The sequence below is a fragment of the Citrobacter sp. RHB21-C05 genome (assembly GCF_013889015.1).
Lineage (GTDB): Bacteria > Pseudomonadota > Gammaproteobacteria > Enterobacterales > Enterobacteriaceae > Citrobacter_A > Citrobacter_A sedlakii.
Genome location: NZ_CP057611.1, coordinates 1,359,266 through 1,373,375, shown reverse-complemented (window position 1 = coordinate 1,373,375; position 14,110 = coordinate 1,359,266). Strand labels below are relative to the sequence as shown.

Sequence of the window (14,110 nt, the reverse complement as noted above, 5' to 3'; positions counted from 1 at the left end):
GCAGTCAGGCGGCACCGTACTTACTCCGGCGAACAAAAACCGCTATACTCGTGCCGCTTCGTCCCCTTAGTTAAATGGATATAACGAGCCCCTCCTAAGGGCTAGTTGCAGGTTCGATTCCTGCAGGGGACACTTTCTCATTCACTTCCCCCTTCCCTGTTTATGCCCTAATAGTTCTCTCCGCGGCTTGCCGATTCATGGTATGACGGAAATGCGTGCGGGCGCAGCATGGGCAGAAAATCACTGTCCCTGACTCAGCCCGCATGTTGAGTGGTGCGACGACGCAGAAGGCGTTGATGCCGTTCCGCAGGTTTCCGGCCTTACAGCACTTTACTCAGAAATTCGGCGGTGCGGGGATTAGCCGGCGAAGTAAAGAGCGTCTCCGGCGAGCCTTCTTCCTGAATAACGCCGTGGTCGATGAAAATCACCCGATCCGCGACCTCCCGGGCGAAGCCGATTTCATGGGTCACGATGACCATCGTCATCCCTTCATCGGCCAGTTTTTTCATGACCTCCAGCACATCACCGACCAGTTCCGGGTCCAGCGCCGAGGTCGGCTCATCAAAAAGCATAATTGACGGGTTCATCGCCAGCGCGCGGGCAATCGCGACGCGCTGCTGCTGTCCACCGGATAAACGGGACGGCCAGGCATCGCGTTTATCACTCAGTCCGACTTTTTCGAGCAGCATTTCAGCCCGGCCGATCGCCTCTTTACGCGACAGCCCCTGAAGCATTTCTGGCGCCATGATCAGGTTTTCCAGCACCGTCATGTGCGGAAACAGGTTAAAACGCTGGAACACCATTCCGACGCTTTCACGCATTTTGTTGAGATCGGTTTTACGATCGTGTACCGCAAAGCCGTTCACCACCACTTCGCCTTCCGTCACCGATTCCAGCGCGTTCATGCAGCGCAGAAATGTACTTTTGCCTGACCCTGAAGGCCCAATGATGCACACCACCTCTTGCGGCTGAATGTCACAATCAATGCCGCGCAGCACAGGGTTGTCGCCAAAGTGTTTATGTAAATTTTTAATGTGGATCACTTTTACCGAACCTCTTTTCCAGACGATTAACCAGTTGCGCGAGCAGGAAGGTGAGCACCCAATACACCAGCGAAATGGTCAGATAGGGTTCCCAATAAGTGGCGTAGGCGCCCGAGACCGTACGCGCCGCATACGCCAGATCGGCAAGCCCGATGGCCGACGCCAGAGAGGAGTCTTTGACAATCGCGATAGCGTTATTGCCCAGTGGCGGAAGAATACGGCGAAAGGCCTGTGGAAGAATCACTTTGCGCATCGTTTTCCACCATGGCATTCCGAGCGCGCGTGAGGCTTCCATTTGTCCAGGGTCAATCGACTGGATCCCCGCACGAAAGATTTCAGAAACGTAAGCGCCTGCGTTCAGCGTAATGGCGACGATACAGGATAAAAACGCGCCATAGCCCGACCGCAGTTCGCGGGCAACGTCCGCGCTCATGATTCCGCTGGTCACCAGTATCCCGTCACGCGGGTTAATGAACAGGGGAACCAGCGCAAAATGGACCACCATGATCTGTACAAACAGGGGCGTGCCGCGAAACGCGCTGACGTAAAAGCGCACCGGAAACTGAACCAGATAGCGCAATGCATACTTCCAGAAGCCATGTTCGGCCTTCGCCATTCGGCCAAGGCCCAGCGTCAGACCCCAGAGCGTGCCGAGACAGACGCAAATGATTGTGCATTTAATTGTCATCCACGCGCCTTCCATAAAAAGCGGCGCATACTCCTGGATGATTTCCCAACGAAATCCCGTCATGGTATTCCCCTGCAAAAAGGCTGACACTCACTGCGTATCAGCCTAAAAAGAAAGAAAATGAAAATGTTACTCAGCGGGAAGCGTCGGCACTTCGCTGTCGAACCAGGTTTTGTAGATTTTATCGTAGGTGCCGTCAGCGATAATCTTCTTCAGCCCGGCATTGATTTTTTGTTGCAGCTCGGTATTACCTTTGGCAACCGCAATGCCAAAATACTGACGTTCGAATTTTGCATCGGGTACCAGCTTGAACTGTTTTTCCGGGTGCTGCTTGATGTAATACTTCACCACGCCAACATCGCCCACCGCCGCGCTTACGCCATCTTCAAACAGCTCCTGTAGCATCAACGGGGTGTTGTCAAAGCGTTTAATCGCCGTGCTGTTTTTACCCAGTACACCGGATACCACGATGTCGCCGGTGCTGGAGTTCACCACCCCGACCTTTTCCTCTTTTAGCGATGCCAGAGAGGTCACAGTGGAATCAGCAGGAACTACGATCGACTGCTCAGCCGGGAAGTAAGGATGGGAAAAATCGACCATCTGCTTGCGCTTATCGGTAATGGTGATGCCTGAAATGATAATGTCGCGATCCCCGGAATTTAGCGTGGCGAAAATGCCTTCCCACGGCGTGTTGACCAGTTTGACCTCAAAATTTTCCGCTTTGGCGATGGCTTTAATGATGTCGATATCAAAGCCTTCCAGTTGTTTCTGGCTGTTTTCAAACTCAAACGGGCGATACGTTCCGCCAGCACCCACGACGTATGTCTCTTGCGCCGCCATCGCTGCGCCCGTCAGGGCGATCATCAAACAGCCTGCTTTCATCCACTTACTGAACATCTGACGCTCCTTCATTGTTTTTATGCACATTTATTGCATAAAAATACACACACAACGGTGCTGATGCAAACACTATCTGGGCAGGCTGTTTTTCAATGGAGAATGAGGATAAAGGGAGACTAAAAAAGACGGAAAACGGCGCGCCGGTATGTGTGGATGACGATAATGAAGAATTTTCTGAGTACAGCTTAAGGTTAATTTAAGCGAACCTGCGACTGGCCTAAAGATTATTATTAGGATAATTGTCATTAAAAAAGCAGATTCTGAAAAAGATAGCCACGGCTATGTTCCATTTTCGCGATCAATCTGAAAATGGCATTCGCACTCTCAGATTATTATGCGCATGAATGCGAATGCCGGTGAAATAAAAATAACAATGCTGCATACAAATGAAAGTACATTACCTTCAGATTAATTAACGTTTTCCGTAGCCCACCATAAAACGAATCATCAGGCCGCAGGCGGGAGAAAGGAAAAGAAACAATCCCGTGACCATTTCGTCACCAACGGTCAACCACATCGTCAGATAGTAAATGATAGCGGCGAGCACAACCATCCCGATGAAGGCGCAGACGGCGGAACCCCAGCCTAAAACCTGGCCGACATAGCCGCTAACGCCCAGTATACTTACCGCCAGAAACGCCCAGAAAAAGATCATCGCCGTGCCTCCTTTTGCGTGTAGCCGTAGCGTAAGCCCTTACTCTCCTTACACTTTCCATCTTATGCCAAAGCGATAGCCCCGGCAAATATTGCAACTTTTATTTAACAACCGTACGTTATGCGAATATTCCGTATTGTTCTTTTTTAACATCCTTAAAAACAACCAATTATAAACAGCGTAATTATTTTATCCTCACCATAAAAATATTTACGCTTCTTGATTAATTATTTGTAGCTGACGTTGATCGGGTGATGGTACATTATGTGTCCAGCATTCATGCCCCTCGTGGTTTTATCCTGAAGCAGTTTTACACTCTTTACGGGAACCATTGTCGTACATGATGGACTAAGAATTGAGTGTACCGCGTTGGACTCCACATCTTCTGCGATACAACATTTATTATCGGCAGAAGGTCTCTATGTTCCCAACATGCAAATTTTCCCGCGCGTTTTTGCATCCGCGCTACTGGCTCACCTGGTTTGGTCTGGGTGTTCTCTGGTTACTGGTGCAATTGCCTTACCCTGTCCTGCGCGCGCTTGGTACCCGTACCGGTACGCTCGCCCGTCCGTTTCTGAAACGCCGCGAATCCATTGCGCGTAAAAATCTTGAGCTTTGCTTTCCGTCTTATACCGCCGAACAGCGGGAAACGATGATCGTTGAAAATTTCCGCTCGCTCGGTATGGCGCTGCTGGAAACCGGCATGGCCTGGTTCTGGCCCGACCGTCGCGTGCGTAAATGGTTTGACGTTGAAGGCCTGGATAACCTGAAACGCGCCCAGATGCAGAACCGCGGCGTTATGGTTGTGGGCGTGCACTTTATGTCGCTGGAGCTGGGAGGACGCGTCATGGGTCTTTGCCAGCCGATGATGGCGACCTACCGTCCGCATAACAATCCGCTGATGGAGTGGGTGCAAACCCGGGGCCGTATGCGTTCCAACAAAGCGATGATTGGCAGAAACAACCTTCGCGGTATTGTCGGCGCGCTGAAAAAAGGCGAAGCCGTGTGGTTTGCGCCGGATCAGGATTACGGCCCGAAAGGCAGTTCCTTCGCACCTTTCTTCGCCGTGAAGAGTGTCGCTACCACGAATGGTACCTATGTGCTGTCACGACTGTCGGGGGCGGCAATGCTCACCGTCACGATGGTGAGAAAGGCCGACAACCACGGTTATCGTCTGTATATCACCCCACAAATGGAAGGCTATCCGACGGATGAAAGCCAGGCGGCAGCCTACATGAACAAAATCATCGAAAAAGAGATCATGCGCGCGCCGGAGCAGTATCTCTGGATCCACCGCCGCTTCAAAACCCGTCCGTTAGGTGAAGCATCCCTCTACGTTTAAAAAGGCCGCAAGGCCTTTTTTATTGCTGCAACCAGAATAACCTTGATTTTATTCCGGTTTTATTGCGTCTCTTCTGCCCTGATATTGGCGTCGCTGAAGTGCAATTTATTACTGGCGGAAATTAAACTGTCGCCGAATCACGACACTTGTAAGTTACTAAAAGTAAATAAGAAAATGCCACTTGTCTCACTCCATTTTTAGGCGTACATTAGCGCCGTCTGGAGCAAAGAAGCACAGAATTCTGAGGCGGTGCCAGAGGTCAGTTCGGGAACATTCCGAGTTTCCGTGTTGCGGGTACCGGCTCTCTATAATCAAATGAGATGAAAATTCATTCAGGCGTATCAGTCACGACGCGGAGAGATGAAACGTGAAATATTTCTTTATGGGCATTTCTTTTATGGTCATCGTTTGGGCCGGTACGTTTGCCCTGATGATCTAAAGACAGCAATGCAGCAAAAAAACAGGAGCCGCCAGGCTCCTGTTTGCTTTTGTCGGCGTTATGTCATTGCTTTATGAGTTTACGGCTAAAGGCCTGATAAACGCAGCGCCATCAGGCAAAATGTCCACCCGCCCGGTACACCGCTAAAACGGTGGTTTAGCTGGCGGATTCAGAAACGGACTTTGCCGCAGCAGGCAACAGCCCGTCCGCGCGGAACATTGCTTTGATACCTCTGATAGCCTGACGAATACGATCGCGATTCTCAATGAGCGCAAAGCGCACGTGCGTATCGCCATAGTCACCGAAACCGATGCCCGGCGACACGCAGACCTTTGCGTCATTCAGCAGTTTTTTGGCGAACTCCAGCGACCCCATTGCCGCATACTGTTCCGGGATTTTTGCCCATACATACATAGACGCCCTGGGCATATCAACCATCCACCCGGCTTCATGCAGCCCTTTCACCAGAACGTCACGGCGGCGCTTGTACTGCTCAGCAATGTCTCGCACGCACTGCTGGTCTCCTTCCAGCGCCGCAATCGCCGCGACCTGCAGCGGCGTAAAAGTGCCGTAATCATGGTAACTTTTAATTCTCGCCAGCGCGCTGACCAGCGTCTTGTTGCCGACCATAAAACCAATGCGCCAGCCCGCCATGTTGTAGCTTTTCGACAAGGTGAAAAACTCCACCGCCACGTCGCGCGCACCGGGCACCTGCATGATCGACGGCGCTTTCCAGCCGTCATACACGATGTCGGCATAGGCCAGATCGTGAACCACCAGCACGTCATAGCGCTTCGCCAGCGCCACGACCCTCTCAAAAAATTCCAGTTCCACGCACTGGGCGGTTGGGTTCGATGGAAAACCGAGAATCATCATCTTCGGCTTCGGATAACTTTCGCGGATCGCACGCTCAAGCTCGTTGAAGAAATCGACGCCTTCCACCAACGGCACCGATCGCACCTGGGCACCGGCTATCACTGCGCCGTAAATATGGATGGGATAACTGGGGTTGGGTACCAGCACGGTATCGCCATGATCGAGCGTAGCCAGCATCAGGTGGGCCAGCCCCTCTTTCGAACCGATGGTAACAATAGCCTCAGATTCCGGATCGATATCGACCGCATACCGTTCCTGATACCAGCGGGAGATCGCCCGGCGCAGGCGCGGTATACCGCGAGAGGTGGAATAACCGTGCGTATCCGGGCGCTGGGCTACGGTGCACAATTTTTCGACAATGTGAGGCGGCGTCGCGCCGTCCGGGTTTCCCATACTGAAATCGATAATGTCTTCGCCGCGCCGACGCGCAGCCATCTTCAGTTCAGCTGTGATGTTAAACACATAGGGAGGGAGACGATCGATACGCGTAAAGCGACGTTCAGGGCGAGAGTCAGCCATAATTTCCTCAGATTAACGTTAGCGCCCGGACCGTCCGAGCGACGCTGCCACGATGGTGGCACGCTTAGAAAATAGCCTGAATAATTTCTCGCTGTCGAGAGGGAAAGGAAAATATTTTTTCACCCACAAAAAGGGGAAGTACTATTTTAAACGGGGAAACTTCGTAGTTTTACTGGTTTCGAAGGTTACTTTTTAATAACATTTTGTCCTTAAACTAATAACCAATCGGCACACTGTTTTTGCAAGGGCCCTGTCATTAAACCGCTTTATTAACTATCCCCTTTTAAAAACAGGGTTTTTCCTCATTAGAAAGGTTGATGAGTACGCTGGTGATCGGCGCCACGGTTACCTATCATAGTGTTTTCCCCTTTTGGCCAGAGTCCTCCGTGCACGAAATATTTACTATGCTGCTGGCGGTGTTTGATCGGGCAGCGCTGATGCTTTTCTGCTTGTTCTTTCTTATCCGCATCCGACTGTTTCGCGAACTGCTGCATAAGTCGGCCCATACGCCCAAAGAGCTACTCGCCGTCACCGCGATTTTTTCGCTGTTCGCCCTGTTCAGCACCTGGTCAGGCGTTCCGGTAGAAGGTTCGCTGGTGAATGTGCGGATCATCGCCGTGATGTCCGGCGGGATTCTGTTTGGTCCCTGGGTAGGCATCATCACCGGCGTGATTGCCGGTACCCACCGCTATCTGATCGATATCGGCGGCGTCACCGCCGTCCCCTGCTTTATCACCAGCATACTGGCTGGCTGCATCGCAGGCTGGATCAACCAGCGGGTCCCTAAAGCGCAGCACTGGCGCGTGGGGATATTAGGCGGCATGCTGTGCGAAACGCTGACCATGATTCTGGTGATCGTCTGGGCGCCGACGACCGCTCTGGGGCTGGATATCGTTTCCAAGATCGGCATTCCCATGATCCTCGGCAGCGTCTGCATTGGCTTTATTGTGCTGCTGGTGCGAAGCGTTGAAGGGGAAAAAGAGGCCAGCGCGGCGCGTCAGGCCAAACTGGCGCTGGACATCGCTAACAAAACCCTGCCCCTGTTTCGCCACGTGAACAGCGAATCGCTACGTCAGATCTGCGAAATCATTCGCCATGATATTCATGCCGACGCCGTGGCGATCACCAATACTCAGCATGTACTGGCCTATGTAGGCGTCGGTGAAACAAACTACCGCGATCGCGACGACATGATTAGCCCCACCACCCGGCAGGCGATCAATTACGGAAAAATCATTATTAAAAACAATGATGAAGCGCACCGAACGCCGGAAATTCATTCGATGCTGGTGATTCCGCTTTGGGAAAAAGGTGTGGTGACCGGTACGCTGAAGATTTACTACTGCCATGCGCACCAGATCACTTCATCCCTGCAGGAGATGGCGGTGGGACTGTCGCAGATCATTTCGACCCAACTGGAAGTGTCGCGCACTGAACAACTGCGGGAAATGGCAAATAAGGCAGAGCTTCGCGCGCTTCAAAGTAAAATTAATCCTCATTTCCTGTTTAATGCGCTGAACGCGATATCGTCGTCGATCCGACTGAATCCGGACACCGCCCGTCAGCTGATTTTTAACCTGTCGCGATACCTGCGCTATAACATCGAATTAAAAGACGACGAACAGATCGACATTAAGAAAGAGCTGTATCAGATAAAAGATTATATCGCCATTGAGCAGGCCCGCTTTGGCGATAAGTTAACGGTGATATATGACATCGACGAAGAGGTTAACTGCGCGATTCCCAGCCTGCTGATTCAGCCGCTGGTGGAAAACGCTATTGTCCACGGTATTCAGCCCTGTAAAGGGAAAGGCGTGGTGACCATCAGCGTGGCGGAATGCGGCAATCGGGTGCGCATCGCGGTGCGCGATACCGGTCACGGCATCGACCCGAAAGTGATCGCGCGCGTCGAGTCCAATGAAATGCCTGGCAATAAAATCGGCCTGCTTAACGTCCATCATCGCGTTAAGCTGTTATACGGGGAGGGTCTGCATATACGGCGTCTGGAACCGGGCACCGAGATTGCCTTTTATGTTCCCAATCAGCGGACTGCCGCCTCACCGGCCACGTTATTGCTTTAATCCGGAGGAATACAGTGAAGGTTATCATTGTTGAAGATGAATTCCTTGCCCAGCAGGAACTGAGCTGGCTGATTAAAGAGCATAGCCAGATGGATATTGTCGGCACGTTTGACGACGGGCTGGACGTGTTGAAGTTTTTACAGCATAACCGCGTTGACGCCATTTTTCTGGATATCAACATCCCGTCCCTCGACGGCGTGCTGCTGGCGCAGAATATCAGTCAGTTCGCGCATAAGCCCTTTATTGTGTTCATCACTGCGTGGAAAGAGCATGCGGTGGAAGCGTTTGAACTGGAAGCATTTGACTATATTCTCAAGCCGTATCAGGAGTCCCGCATTGTTGGAATGCTGCAAAAACTGGAAGCAGCCTGGCACCTGCAGCAGTCCGGCGCGGCAACGGCGGGCGCGGTTATACGGGAAAATGACACCATCAATCTGGTTAAAGACGAGCGGATCATCGTCACGCCGATCAACGATATTTATTACGCCGAAGCGCATGAAAAAATGACGTTTGTCTATACGCGGCGTGATTCATACGTTATGCCTGTCAACCTCACGGAGTTCTGCAATAAGCTGCCGCCTGCCCATTTCTTCCGCTGCCATCGTTCGTTCTGCGTTAACCTGAACAAAATTCGCGAGATCGAACCCTGGTTCAACAATACCTATATATTGCGGCTAAAAGATCTGGAATTTGAGGTGCCGGTGAGCCGAAGTAAGGTGAAAGAGTTCAGACAGCTTATGCATCTGTGAAGGGGTAACCGGGCGCATCGCGCCCGTTTGCACGCCGCAATGTTAGATTGCGAGCAACTTCACCGTGGCGTCCACGTCAATCTCATCTTCGGAAAAGATCAACGTCGTTCCCTGAAAGGTGGTGATCGCCAGCTTTTTCACGGTCCGCATCTCGCCCGGCTTCACGGCAGATTTTGGACGGATATTGCTCATCAGAACACCGACCGACAACACCGCATTTTCTTTATCGATGGGGGCATCGACAGGCACTTCTTCGCTGAAGACCACAAACGATTTGATCGAGGTAAGCTTAAGCCGCTCGCCCGCAATGTAAATATATTTGCTGTCCGGAATGACCTTCACCGCATACGCCGACAGCCCTTTGTTGTTGGTGGTGGGTTCGAAGGTGACCTGAGCATCTTTCTTAATCAGCTCCGGATTGGCGACCTTAATCACATGAAAGTAGCGATTATCGCCATTTTCATCTTTGATAAATCCGAAGCCTTTATCTTTAAACCACGTTGTGATTGTTCCGTTCATCGCCATTACCGCCTGTTGTTCATACCGGATTATTTTAACGCGCGCAGTGTAAAGCCTAAAGGCCGGGATGAATAGCCGTTCATTACCACATCAAATCATCAGGCACTTTGAAATCAGCATACGGATCGTCTTCTTCAGCTTCTTCCGCACTCAACGCGCTGTTCAGGACAATACAGCTCGCATCACGCTGGGCAATCTTATCGGCAACGCTCGCCGGAATAATCGCGTATTCATTTTCGCCGCTGCTGTCGTTGACCAAACGGGCAATGGCCAGACGACCATTGATCAGCTGCGTCTGAGTGAGCTTATCAACGTCGATTTTCTTGATCAGATTATTGTCGGTGAAGTTAAAACCAATATTGCCTTTGGCCACGGTGATCCTGTTCATTTCGATGAGCTGCTTCACCTGCGCTTTCAGTTCCTTCGCCAGAACGGCCTGTTTCTGCTGCTCGCTGAGTTGCTTGTCACGCTCAAGCTGGGCTTTTTTATTTTCTTCCACCGCTTCTCTGGCTTCCCGCGCCTGAACACGTGATTTCTTCGCCGTTCTCTGGACTTTAGCCATCTTTTTACTGCTGACCAGTCCCGCTTTGAGCATTTGCTCCTGTAAGGTAAGTTTTGTCATCTTGCCGTCTGAATCTGTTAGGGAGTTTTTGTGATTATACCTGCAAGCTGACGTAGCGCAGACCGATTTTTCGGGATGACGATAATCAGCACGAGGAACGCCGCTGACATTGCCGCTTAAATCGGGTTGTTTGTTCCCCTGGATAACGTCACGCGGCGGCAGATTACTTCAGCCGTTTCCCTGTCTCGTCAATCACCTTTTCTCCATCTTCTTTGGTAAATGCGCCTTTCTGACCGTCAGGAAGAATATCCAGCACACGTTCCGAAGGCCGGCACAAGCGGGTGCCAAGCGGCGTGACCACGATCGGTCGATTAATCAGGATCGGATACTGAAGCATAAAATCGATCAACTGCTCGTCGGTAAAGCGGTCTTCTTCAAGACCCAACAGGGCATACGGTTCAACGTTCTGACGCAATAACTCACGCGCCGTTATCCCCATATCGGCAATGAGCTTACTCAGTTCATTGCGGGTGGGCGGGGTATCAAGATAATAAATAATTGTCGGTTCGTGACCGCTGTTACGGATCATCTCCAGCGTGTTACGGGAAGTGCCACAGGCCGGGTTGTGATAAAGGGTAATGTTGCTCATTTCAGTATCTCATTAAAAAGTGACAGAGAGCCGCCAGGCCAGCGCGGCGAGCGTCACGAACAGAACGGGCAGGGTCATGACGATCCCCGTGCGGAAGTAATAGCCCCAGGTGATAGTCATATTCTTTTGAGCCAGCACATGCAGCCACAGCAGAGTCGCCAGGCTGCCAATAGGCGTGATTTTCGGCCCTAAATCGCAGCCGATCGCATTGGCATAAATCATCGCTTCTTTGACGATGCCATTCGCGGCGCTCCCGTCAATCGACAGCGCGCCAATCAGCACGGTCGGCATATTATTCATGACCGACGAAAGAAACGCCGTCAGGAAGCCGGTCCCAAAGGTTGCGGCGAGGATCCCTTTGTCCGCCAGCAGATTCAACACGCCAGACAGATACAGCGTCAGTCCCGCATTGCGCAGTCCGTAAACCACCAAATACATGCCCAGCGAGAAAATCACGATCTGCCAGGGAGCGCCGCGCAGGACGTTGCCAGTATTAATCACACGGCCTCTTTTCGCCACCGCAAACAGCACTGCCGCGCCCACTGCCGCTATCGCACTGACGGGGATCCCCAACGGTTCCAGAACAAAGAAACCGACAAGTAGGGACAGAAGAACCATCCAGCCTGCTCTGAAGGTCGCCGGATCTTTAATCGCACTGGCGGGAGCGTTGAGTCGGGAGATCTCATACGTTGCCGGAATATCCCGGCGAAAGAAAAGGTGCAACATCACCAGCGTCGAGGCAATCGCGGCCAGATCCACGGGGATCATAACCGAGGCGTACTGCGTAAAGCCCAGACTGAAGAAATCGGCCGAAACGATATTCACCAGGTTAGAAACAATCAGCGGCAGACTGGCGGTATCCGCGATGAACCCCGCCGCCATGACAAAGGCCAGCGTGGCGCCTTTGCTGAAGCCCAGCGCAAGCAGCATCGCAATAACGATCGGCGTCAGGATCAGCGCGGCGCCGTCGTTGGCAAACAGCGCGGCAACGCTGGCGCCGAGCAAAACTATCCAGGTGAACAGCAAGCGCCCACGTCCCTTCCCCCATCGGGCGACGTGTAGCGCGGCCCATTCAAAGAAACCGGACTCATCGAGTAACAAACTGATAATGATCACGGCGATAAAAGCGGCGGTCGCGTTCCAGACGATATTCCAGACTACGGGGATATCATCGAAATGAATGACGCCCGTGCCCAGCGCCAGAACTGCCCCGATCGTCGCGCTCCAGCCGATACTGAGCCCTCTGGGTTGCCAGATAACCAGTACCAGCGTAAGTAAAAAAAGACTCCCTGCCAACAGCATTTCAGGCTCTAACATATGTTTATACGTATATGATATTTGATTTAACAGGAGGTGCGGGCAGACTTCGCCAACCCGTCACGCACGTCGTCGCGCAGACACTGCCAGGAGATCGCGATCGTCTCGGCCGCCCACGCCGGCATATGTGGTGACAGACGATAGTGGATCCATTTACCTTCACGACGGTCAAGGACAAGCCCGGCCTCGCGCAGAATCGCTATATGCCGCGAGATCTTAGGCTGTGAGACGGCGGTAGCCGCGCAGATTTCGCAAACGCACATCTCCCCGGATTCCCGAAGTAGCATGACAATGGCGAGTCGGGTTTCGTCCGAGAGAATTTTGAAAAGTTGAACAGGTTGCCGCATTTCTCGCTCCATAAGCCTTTCCAGACACATATGGTAAATCATATTTGTTCGCATTGAAATGATGGGGCTGTCACAGCACTAAATTAAGGCGCGTCAGGGGGGAGAAGATATGGTTACGACAAGGCCTTCGAAAACGGTGTTTCTAATGCGCAACATACCCTGTCGGACGTAAAACCGATTAGCGCGGTCATTGTCCTCAGGCCCTTCCAGCCATCAATATTTTTTTTGGCGGCCACGGGCAAGTTCGATGATTTTTCAAATATACGCTGACCATAATGCGTATGGGTCTCGCGGCTATCCAGAGAGAGTTTGTTGAGAAGAATGTCCTGGCTATCTGTGTCAGGAAGCGTGTTTTCCCATGTCAGCTTCATATAGCCAATCGACAACATTCAGGTCATGTTGACAAAGAAAAGGAGTATCCGGCGCCGGACAGCGCAAGCGGCCGTCCGGCATCCAACTAAAGAATTTGCCCTAACGTCTGGCGCAGATGCGCGCCTGCGCCAAGCAGACCGGGATTATCATGAATAATCAAATAAACCGGAATATCCTGCACATAAGCCTTAAAACGTCCTTTATCTTCAAAAGCGCCGCGGAAGCCGGAGGCTTTGAAAAATTCAAGGAAACGCGGCACGATGCCGCCAGCGATGTACACGCCGCCAAAGGTACCAAGGTTCAACGCCAGGTTGCCGCCAAAGCGCCCCATGATCACGCAGAAAAGCGACAGCGCGCGACGGCTGTCGATACAGCTGTCCGCCAGCGCCCGCCCGGTGATGTCTTTTGGCTGTAGATTTTCCGGCAGACGGCCATCTGCTTTGACAATCGCCCGGTACAGATTCACCAGACCCGGTCCGGAAAGTACGCGTTCGGCGGAAACGTGACCGATTTCGGCGCGCAGCACTTCCAGGATGATCCCCTCTTCTTCACTGTTAGGGGCGAAATCCACATGCCCCCCTTCACCCGGCAGGCTGATCCAGCGCTTGTCGACGTGTACCAGATGCGACACGCCCAGCCCGGTTCCGGCGCCATACACCGCAATAGGCTTACCTTCAACCGGCTCCGCCCCGCCAAACTGGATTAAATCCTCTTTCTTCAGCATCGGGATCGCCATCGACACCGCGGTGAAATCATTGATGATTTCGAGATGGCTGAAGCCGAGGTTCTTTTTCATCTCCGCAATAGAAAATGCCCAGGTATGGTTGGTCATAGCGACCCAGTCGCCGGTGATCGGACAGGCGATCGCGATACACCCATCTTCCACGCTCGCCTGATGTTCGTCGAGGTAAACCCGGACAACGGCTTCGAGGCTGGGATAATCGAGGCCGGAATACGTTTTGGCCTGCGAGATTTCACCGCTGTCGACGTTACACAGAGCAAGGCGCGCGTTGGTGCCGCCCACATCGCCCACTAAAGCATACTTTGTCATT

Annotated in this window: 16 protein-coding genes and 1 tRNA gene; 5 read left to right on the top strand and 12 right to left on the bottom strand. The window is 52.3% G+C overall.

The features are described 5' to 3' along the window. The first annotated feature begins 60 nt into the window (after positions 1-60). Positions 61-132, top strand: a tRNA-Arg gene (locus HVX72_RS06600). 188 nt (positions 133-320) lie between these two features. On the opposite strand, the gene HVX72_RS06595 is transcribed toward HVX72_RS06600, so the two are convergent. The 4 genes from HVX72_RS06595 to HVX72_RS06580 all read right to left on the bottom strand — a co-directional run bounded on the left by HVX72_RS06595 (position 321) and on the right by HVX72_RS06580 (position 3,286). Continuing rightward, positions 321-1,043 (bottom strand): amino acid ABC transporter ATP-binding protein, encoded by a 723-nt coding sequence (locus HVX72_RS06595; protein WP_181822810.1) that lies wholly within the window; start codon positions 1,041-1,043, stop codon positions 321-323. Next, positions 1,030-1,794 carry an amino acid ABC transporter permease gene (locus HVX72_RS06590; protein ID WP_060570089.1) on the bottom strand — a complete coding sequence of 255 codons (765 nt, stop codon included), beginning with the start codon at positions 1,792-1,794 and terminating at the stop codon, positions 1,030-1,032. Before HVX72_RS06590 ends, HVX72_RS06595 begins: the two co-directional genes overlap by 14 nt. Before the next feature lie 66 nt (positions 1,795-1,860). Next, positions 1,861-2,628 (bottom strand): basic amino acid ABC transporter substrate-binding protein, encoded by a 768-nt coding sequence (locus HVX72_RS06585; protein WP_042290786.1) that lies wholly within the window; start codon positions 2,626-2,628, stop codon positions 1,861-1,863. A 415-nt stretch (positions 2,629-3,043) separates the two neighbouring features. After that, entirely contained in the window at positions 3,044-3,286 is a 243-nt protein-coding gene (locus HVX72_RS06580) for a YfdY family protein (protein ID WP_060570087.1), read from the bottom strand. Positions 3,287-3,707: 421 nt separating this feature from the next. On the opposite strand from HVX72_RS06580, the gene lpxP reads away from it, so the two are divergent. Continuing rightward, positions 3,708-4,628 (top strand): kdo(2)-lipid IV(A) palmitoleoyltransferase, encoded by a 921-nt coding sequence (gene lpxP, locus HVX72_RS06575; protein ID WP_181822809.1) that lies wholly within the window; start codon positions 3,708-3,710, stop codon positions 4,626-4,628. A 367-nt stretch (positions 4,629-4,995) separates the two neighbouring features. Beyond that, positions 4,996-5,067, top strand: a complete 72-nt coding sequence (ypdK, locus tag HVX72_RS06570) for a membrane protein YpdK (protein WP_010723117.1) — start codon at positions 4,996-4,998, stop codon at positions 5,065-5,067. Positions 5,068-5,223: 156 nt separating this feature from the next. Here the strand turns inward: ypdK and alaC are convergent, their stop codons facing one another. Then, entirely contained in the window at positions 5,224-6,462 is a 1,239-nt protein-coding gene (gene alaC / locus HVX72_RS06565; protein WP_042290790.1) for an alanine transaminase, read from the bottom strand. Between the two features lie 386 nt (positions 6,463-6,848). Between alaC and ypdA the strand changes: the two genes are divergently transcribed. Together ypdA and HVX72_RS06555 are read left to right on the top strand one after the other, a co-directional pair. Further along, positions 6,849-8,543, top strand: coding sequence for a two-component system sensor histidine kinase YpdA (gene ypdA / locus HVX72_RS06560; RefSeq protein ID WP_120714890.1), 1,695 nt, complete (start codon positions 6,849-6,851; stop codon positions 8,541-8,543). A 14-nt stretch (positions 8,544-8,557) separates the two neighbouring features. Then, on the top strand, positions 8,558-9,292 hold the full coding sequence (locus HVX72_RS06555; protein WP_042290791.1) for a LytTR family DNA-binding domain-containing protein: 735 nt from the start codon (positions 8,558-8,560) through the stop codon (positions 9,290-9,292). 42 nt (positions 9,293-9,334) lie between these two features. On the opposite strand, the gene HVX72_RS06550 is transcribed toward HVX72_RS06555, so the two are convergent. The 7 genes from HVX72_RS06550 to glk all read right to left on the bottom strand — a co-directional run bounded on the left by HVX72_RS06550 (position 9,335) and on the right by glk (position 14,109). Continuing rightward, on the bottom strand, positions 9,335-9,817 hold the full coding sequence (locus HVX72_RS06550) for a cold shock domain-containing protein (RefSeq protein ID WP_181822808.1): 483 nt from the start codon (positions 9,815-9,817) through the stop codon (positions 9,335-9,337). A 76-nt stretch (positions 9,818-9,893) separates the two neighbouring features. Further along, a complete protein-coding gene (locus tag HVX72_RS06545) occupies positions 9,894-10,433 on the bottom strand; it encodes a DUF2058 domain-containing protein (protein ID WP_181822807.1) in 540 nt (179 codons plus the stop codon). 163 nt (positions 10,434-10,596) lie between these two features. Then, entirely contained in the window at positions 10,597-11,022 is a 426-nt protein-coding gene (gene arsC / locus HVX72_RS06540; protein ID WP_181822806.1) for a glutaredoxin-dependent arsenate reductase, read from the bottom strand. 12 nt (positions 11,023-11,034) lie between these two features. Next, positions 11,035-12,324: an arsenic transporter gene (locus HVX72_RS06535; protein ID WP_181823248.1), complete on the bottom strand. Its 1,290-nt coding sequence runs from the start codon at positions 12,322-12,324 to the stop codon at positions 11,035-11,037. A 41-nt stretch (positions 12,325-12,365) separates the two neighbouring features. Next, a complete protein-coding gene (locus HVX72_RS06530) occupies positions 12,366-12,686 on the bottom strand; it encodes a metalloregulator ArsR/SmtB family transcription factor (protein ID WP_042290953.1) in 321 nt (106 codons plus the stop codon). 113 nt (positions 12,687-12,799) lie between these two features. Next, positions 12,800-13,057: a hypothetical protein gene (locus HVX72_RS06525; RefSeq protein WP_181822805.1), complete on the bottom strand. Its 258-nt coding sequence runs from the start codon at positions 13,055-13,057 to the stop codon at positions 12,800-12,802. An 86-nt stretch (positions 13,058-13,143) separates the two neighbouring features. Then, on the bottom strand, positions 13,144-14,109 hold the full coding sequence (gene glk, locus HVX72_RS06520) for a glucokinase (RefSeq protein ID WP_181822804.1): 966 nt from the start codon (positions 14,107-14,109) through the stop codon (positions 13,144-13,146). Position 14,110 lies beyond the last annotated feature (1 nt).

Coding starts and splice junctions, on each gene's coding strand:
- HVX72_RS06590 (WP_060570089.1), bottom strand. CDS start 1,794: ATGACGGGATTTCGTTGGGAAATCATCCAGGAGTATGCGCCGCTTTTT.
- glk (WP_181822804.1), bottom strand. CDS start 14,109: ATGACAAAGTATGCTTTAGTGGGCGATGTGGGCGGCACCAACGCGCGC.
- alaC (WP_042290790.1), bottom strand. CDS start 6,462: ATGGCTGACTCTCGCCCTGAACGTCGCTTTACGCGTATCGATCGTCTC.
- HVX72_RS06580 (WP_060570087.1), bottom strand. CDS start 3,286: ATGATCTTTTTCTGGGCGTTTCTGGCGGTAAGTATACTGGGCGTTAGC.
- HVX72_RS06530 (WP_042290953.1), bottom strand. CDS start 12,686: ATGCGGCAACCTGTTCAACTTTTCAAAATTCTCTCGGACGAAACCCGA.
- HVX72_RS06525 (WP_181822805.1), bottom strand. CDS start 13,057: ATGAAGCTGACATGGGAAAACACGCTTCCTGACACAGATAGCCAGGAC.
- HVX72_RS06550 (WP_181822808.1), bottom strand. CDS start 9,817: ATGGCGATGAACGGAACAATCACAACGTGGTTTAAAGATAAAGGCTTC.
- HVX72_RS06535 (WP_181823248.1), bottom strand. CDS start 12,324: ATGCTGTTGGCAGGGAGTCTTTTTTTACTTACGCTGGTACTGGTTATC.
- arsC (WP_181822806.1), bottom strand. CDS start 11,022: ATGAGCAACATTACCCTTTATCACAACCCGGCCTGTGGCACTTCCCGT.
- lpxP (WP_181822809.1), top strand. CDS start 3,708: ATGTTCCCAACATGCAAATTTTCCCGCGCGTTTTTGCATCCGCGCTAC.
- HVX72_RS06585 (WP_042290786.1), bottom strand. CDS start 2,628: ATGTTCAGTAAGTGGATGAAAGCAGGCTGTTTGATGATCGCCCTGACG.
- HVX72_RS06545 (WP_181822807.1), bottom strand. CDS start 10,433: ATGACAAAACTTACCTTACAGGAGCAAATGCTCAAAGCGGGACTGGTC.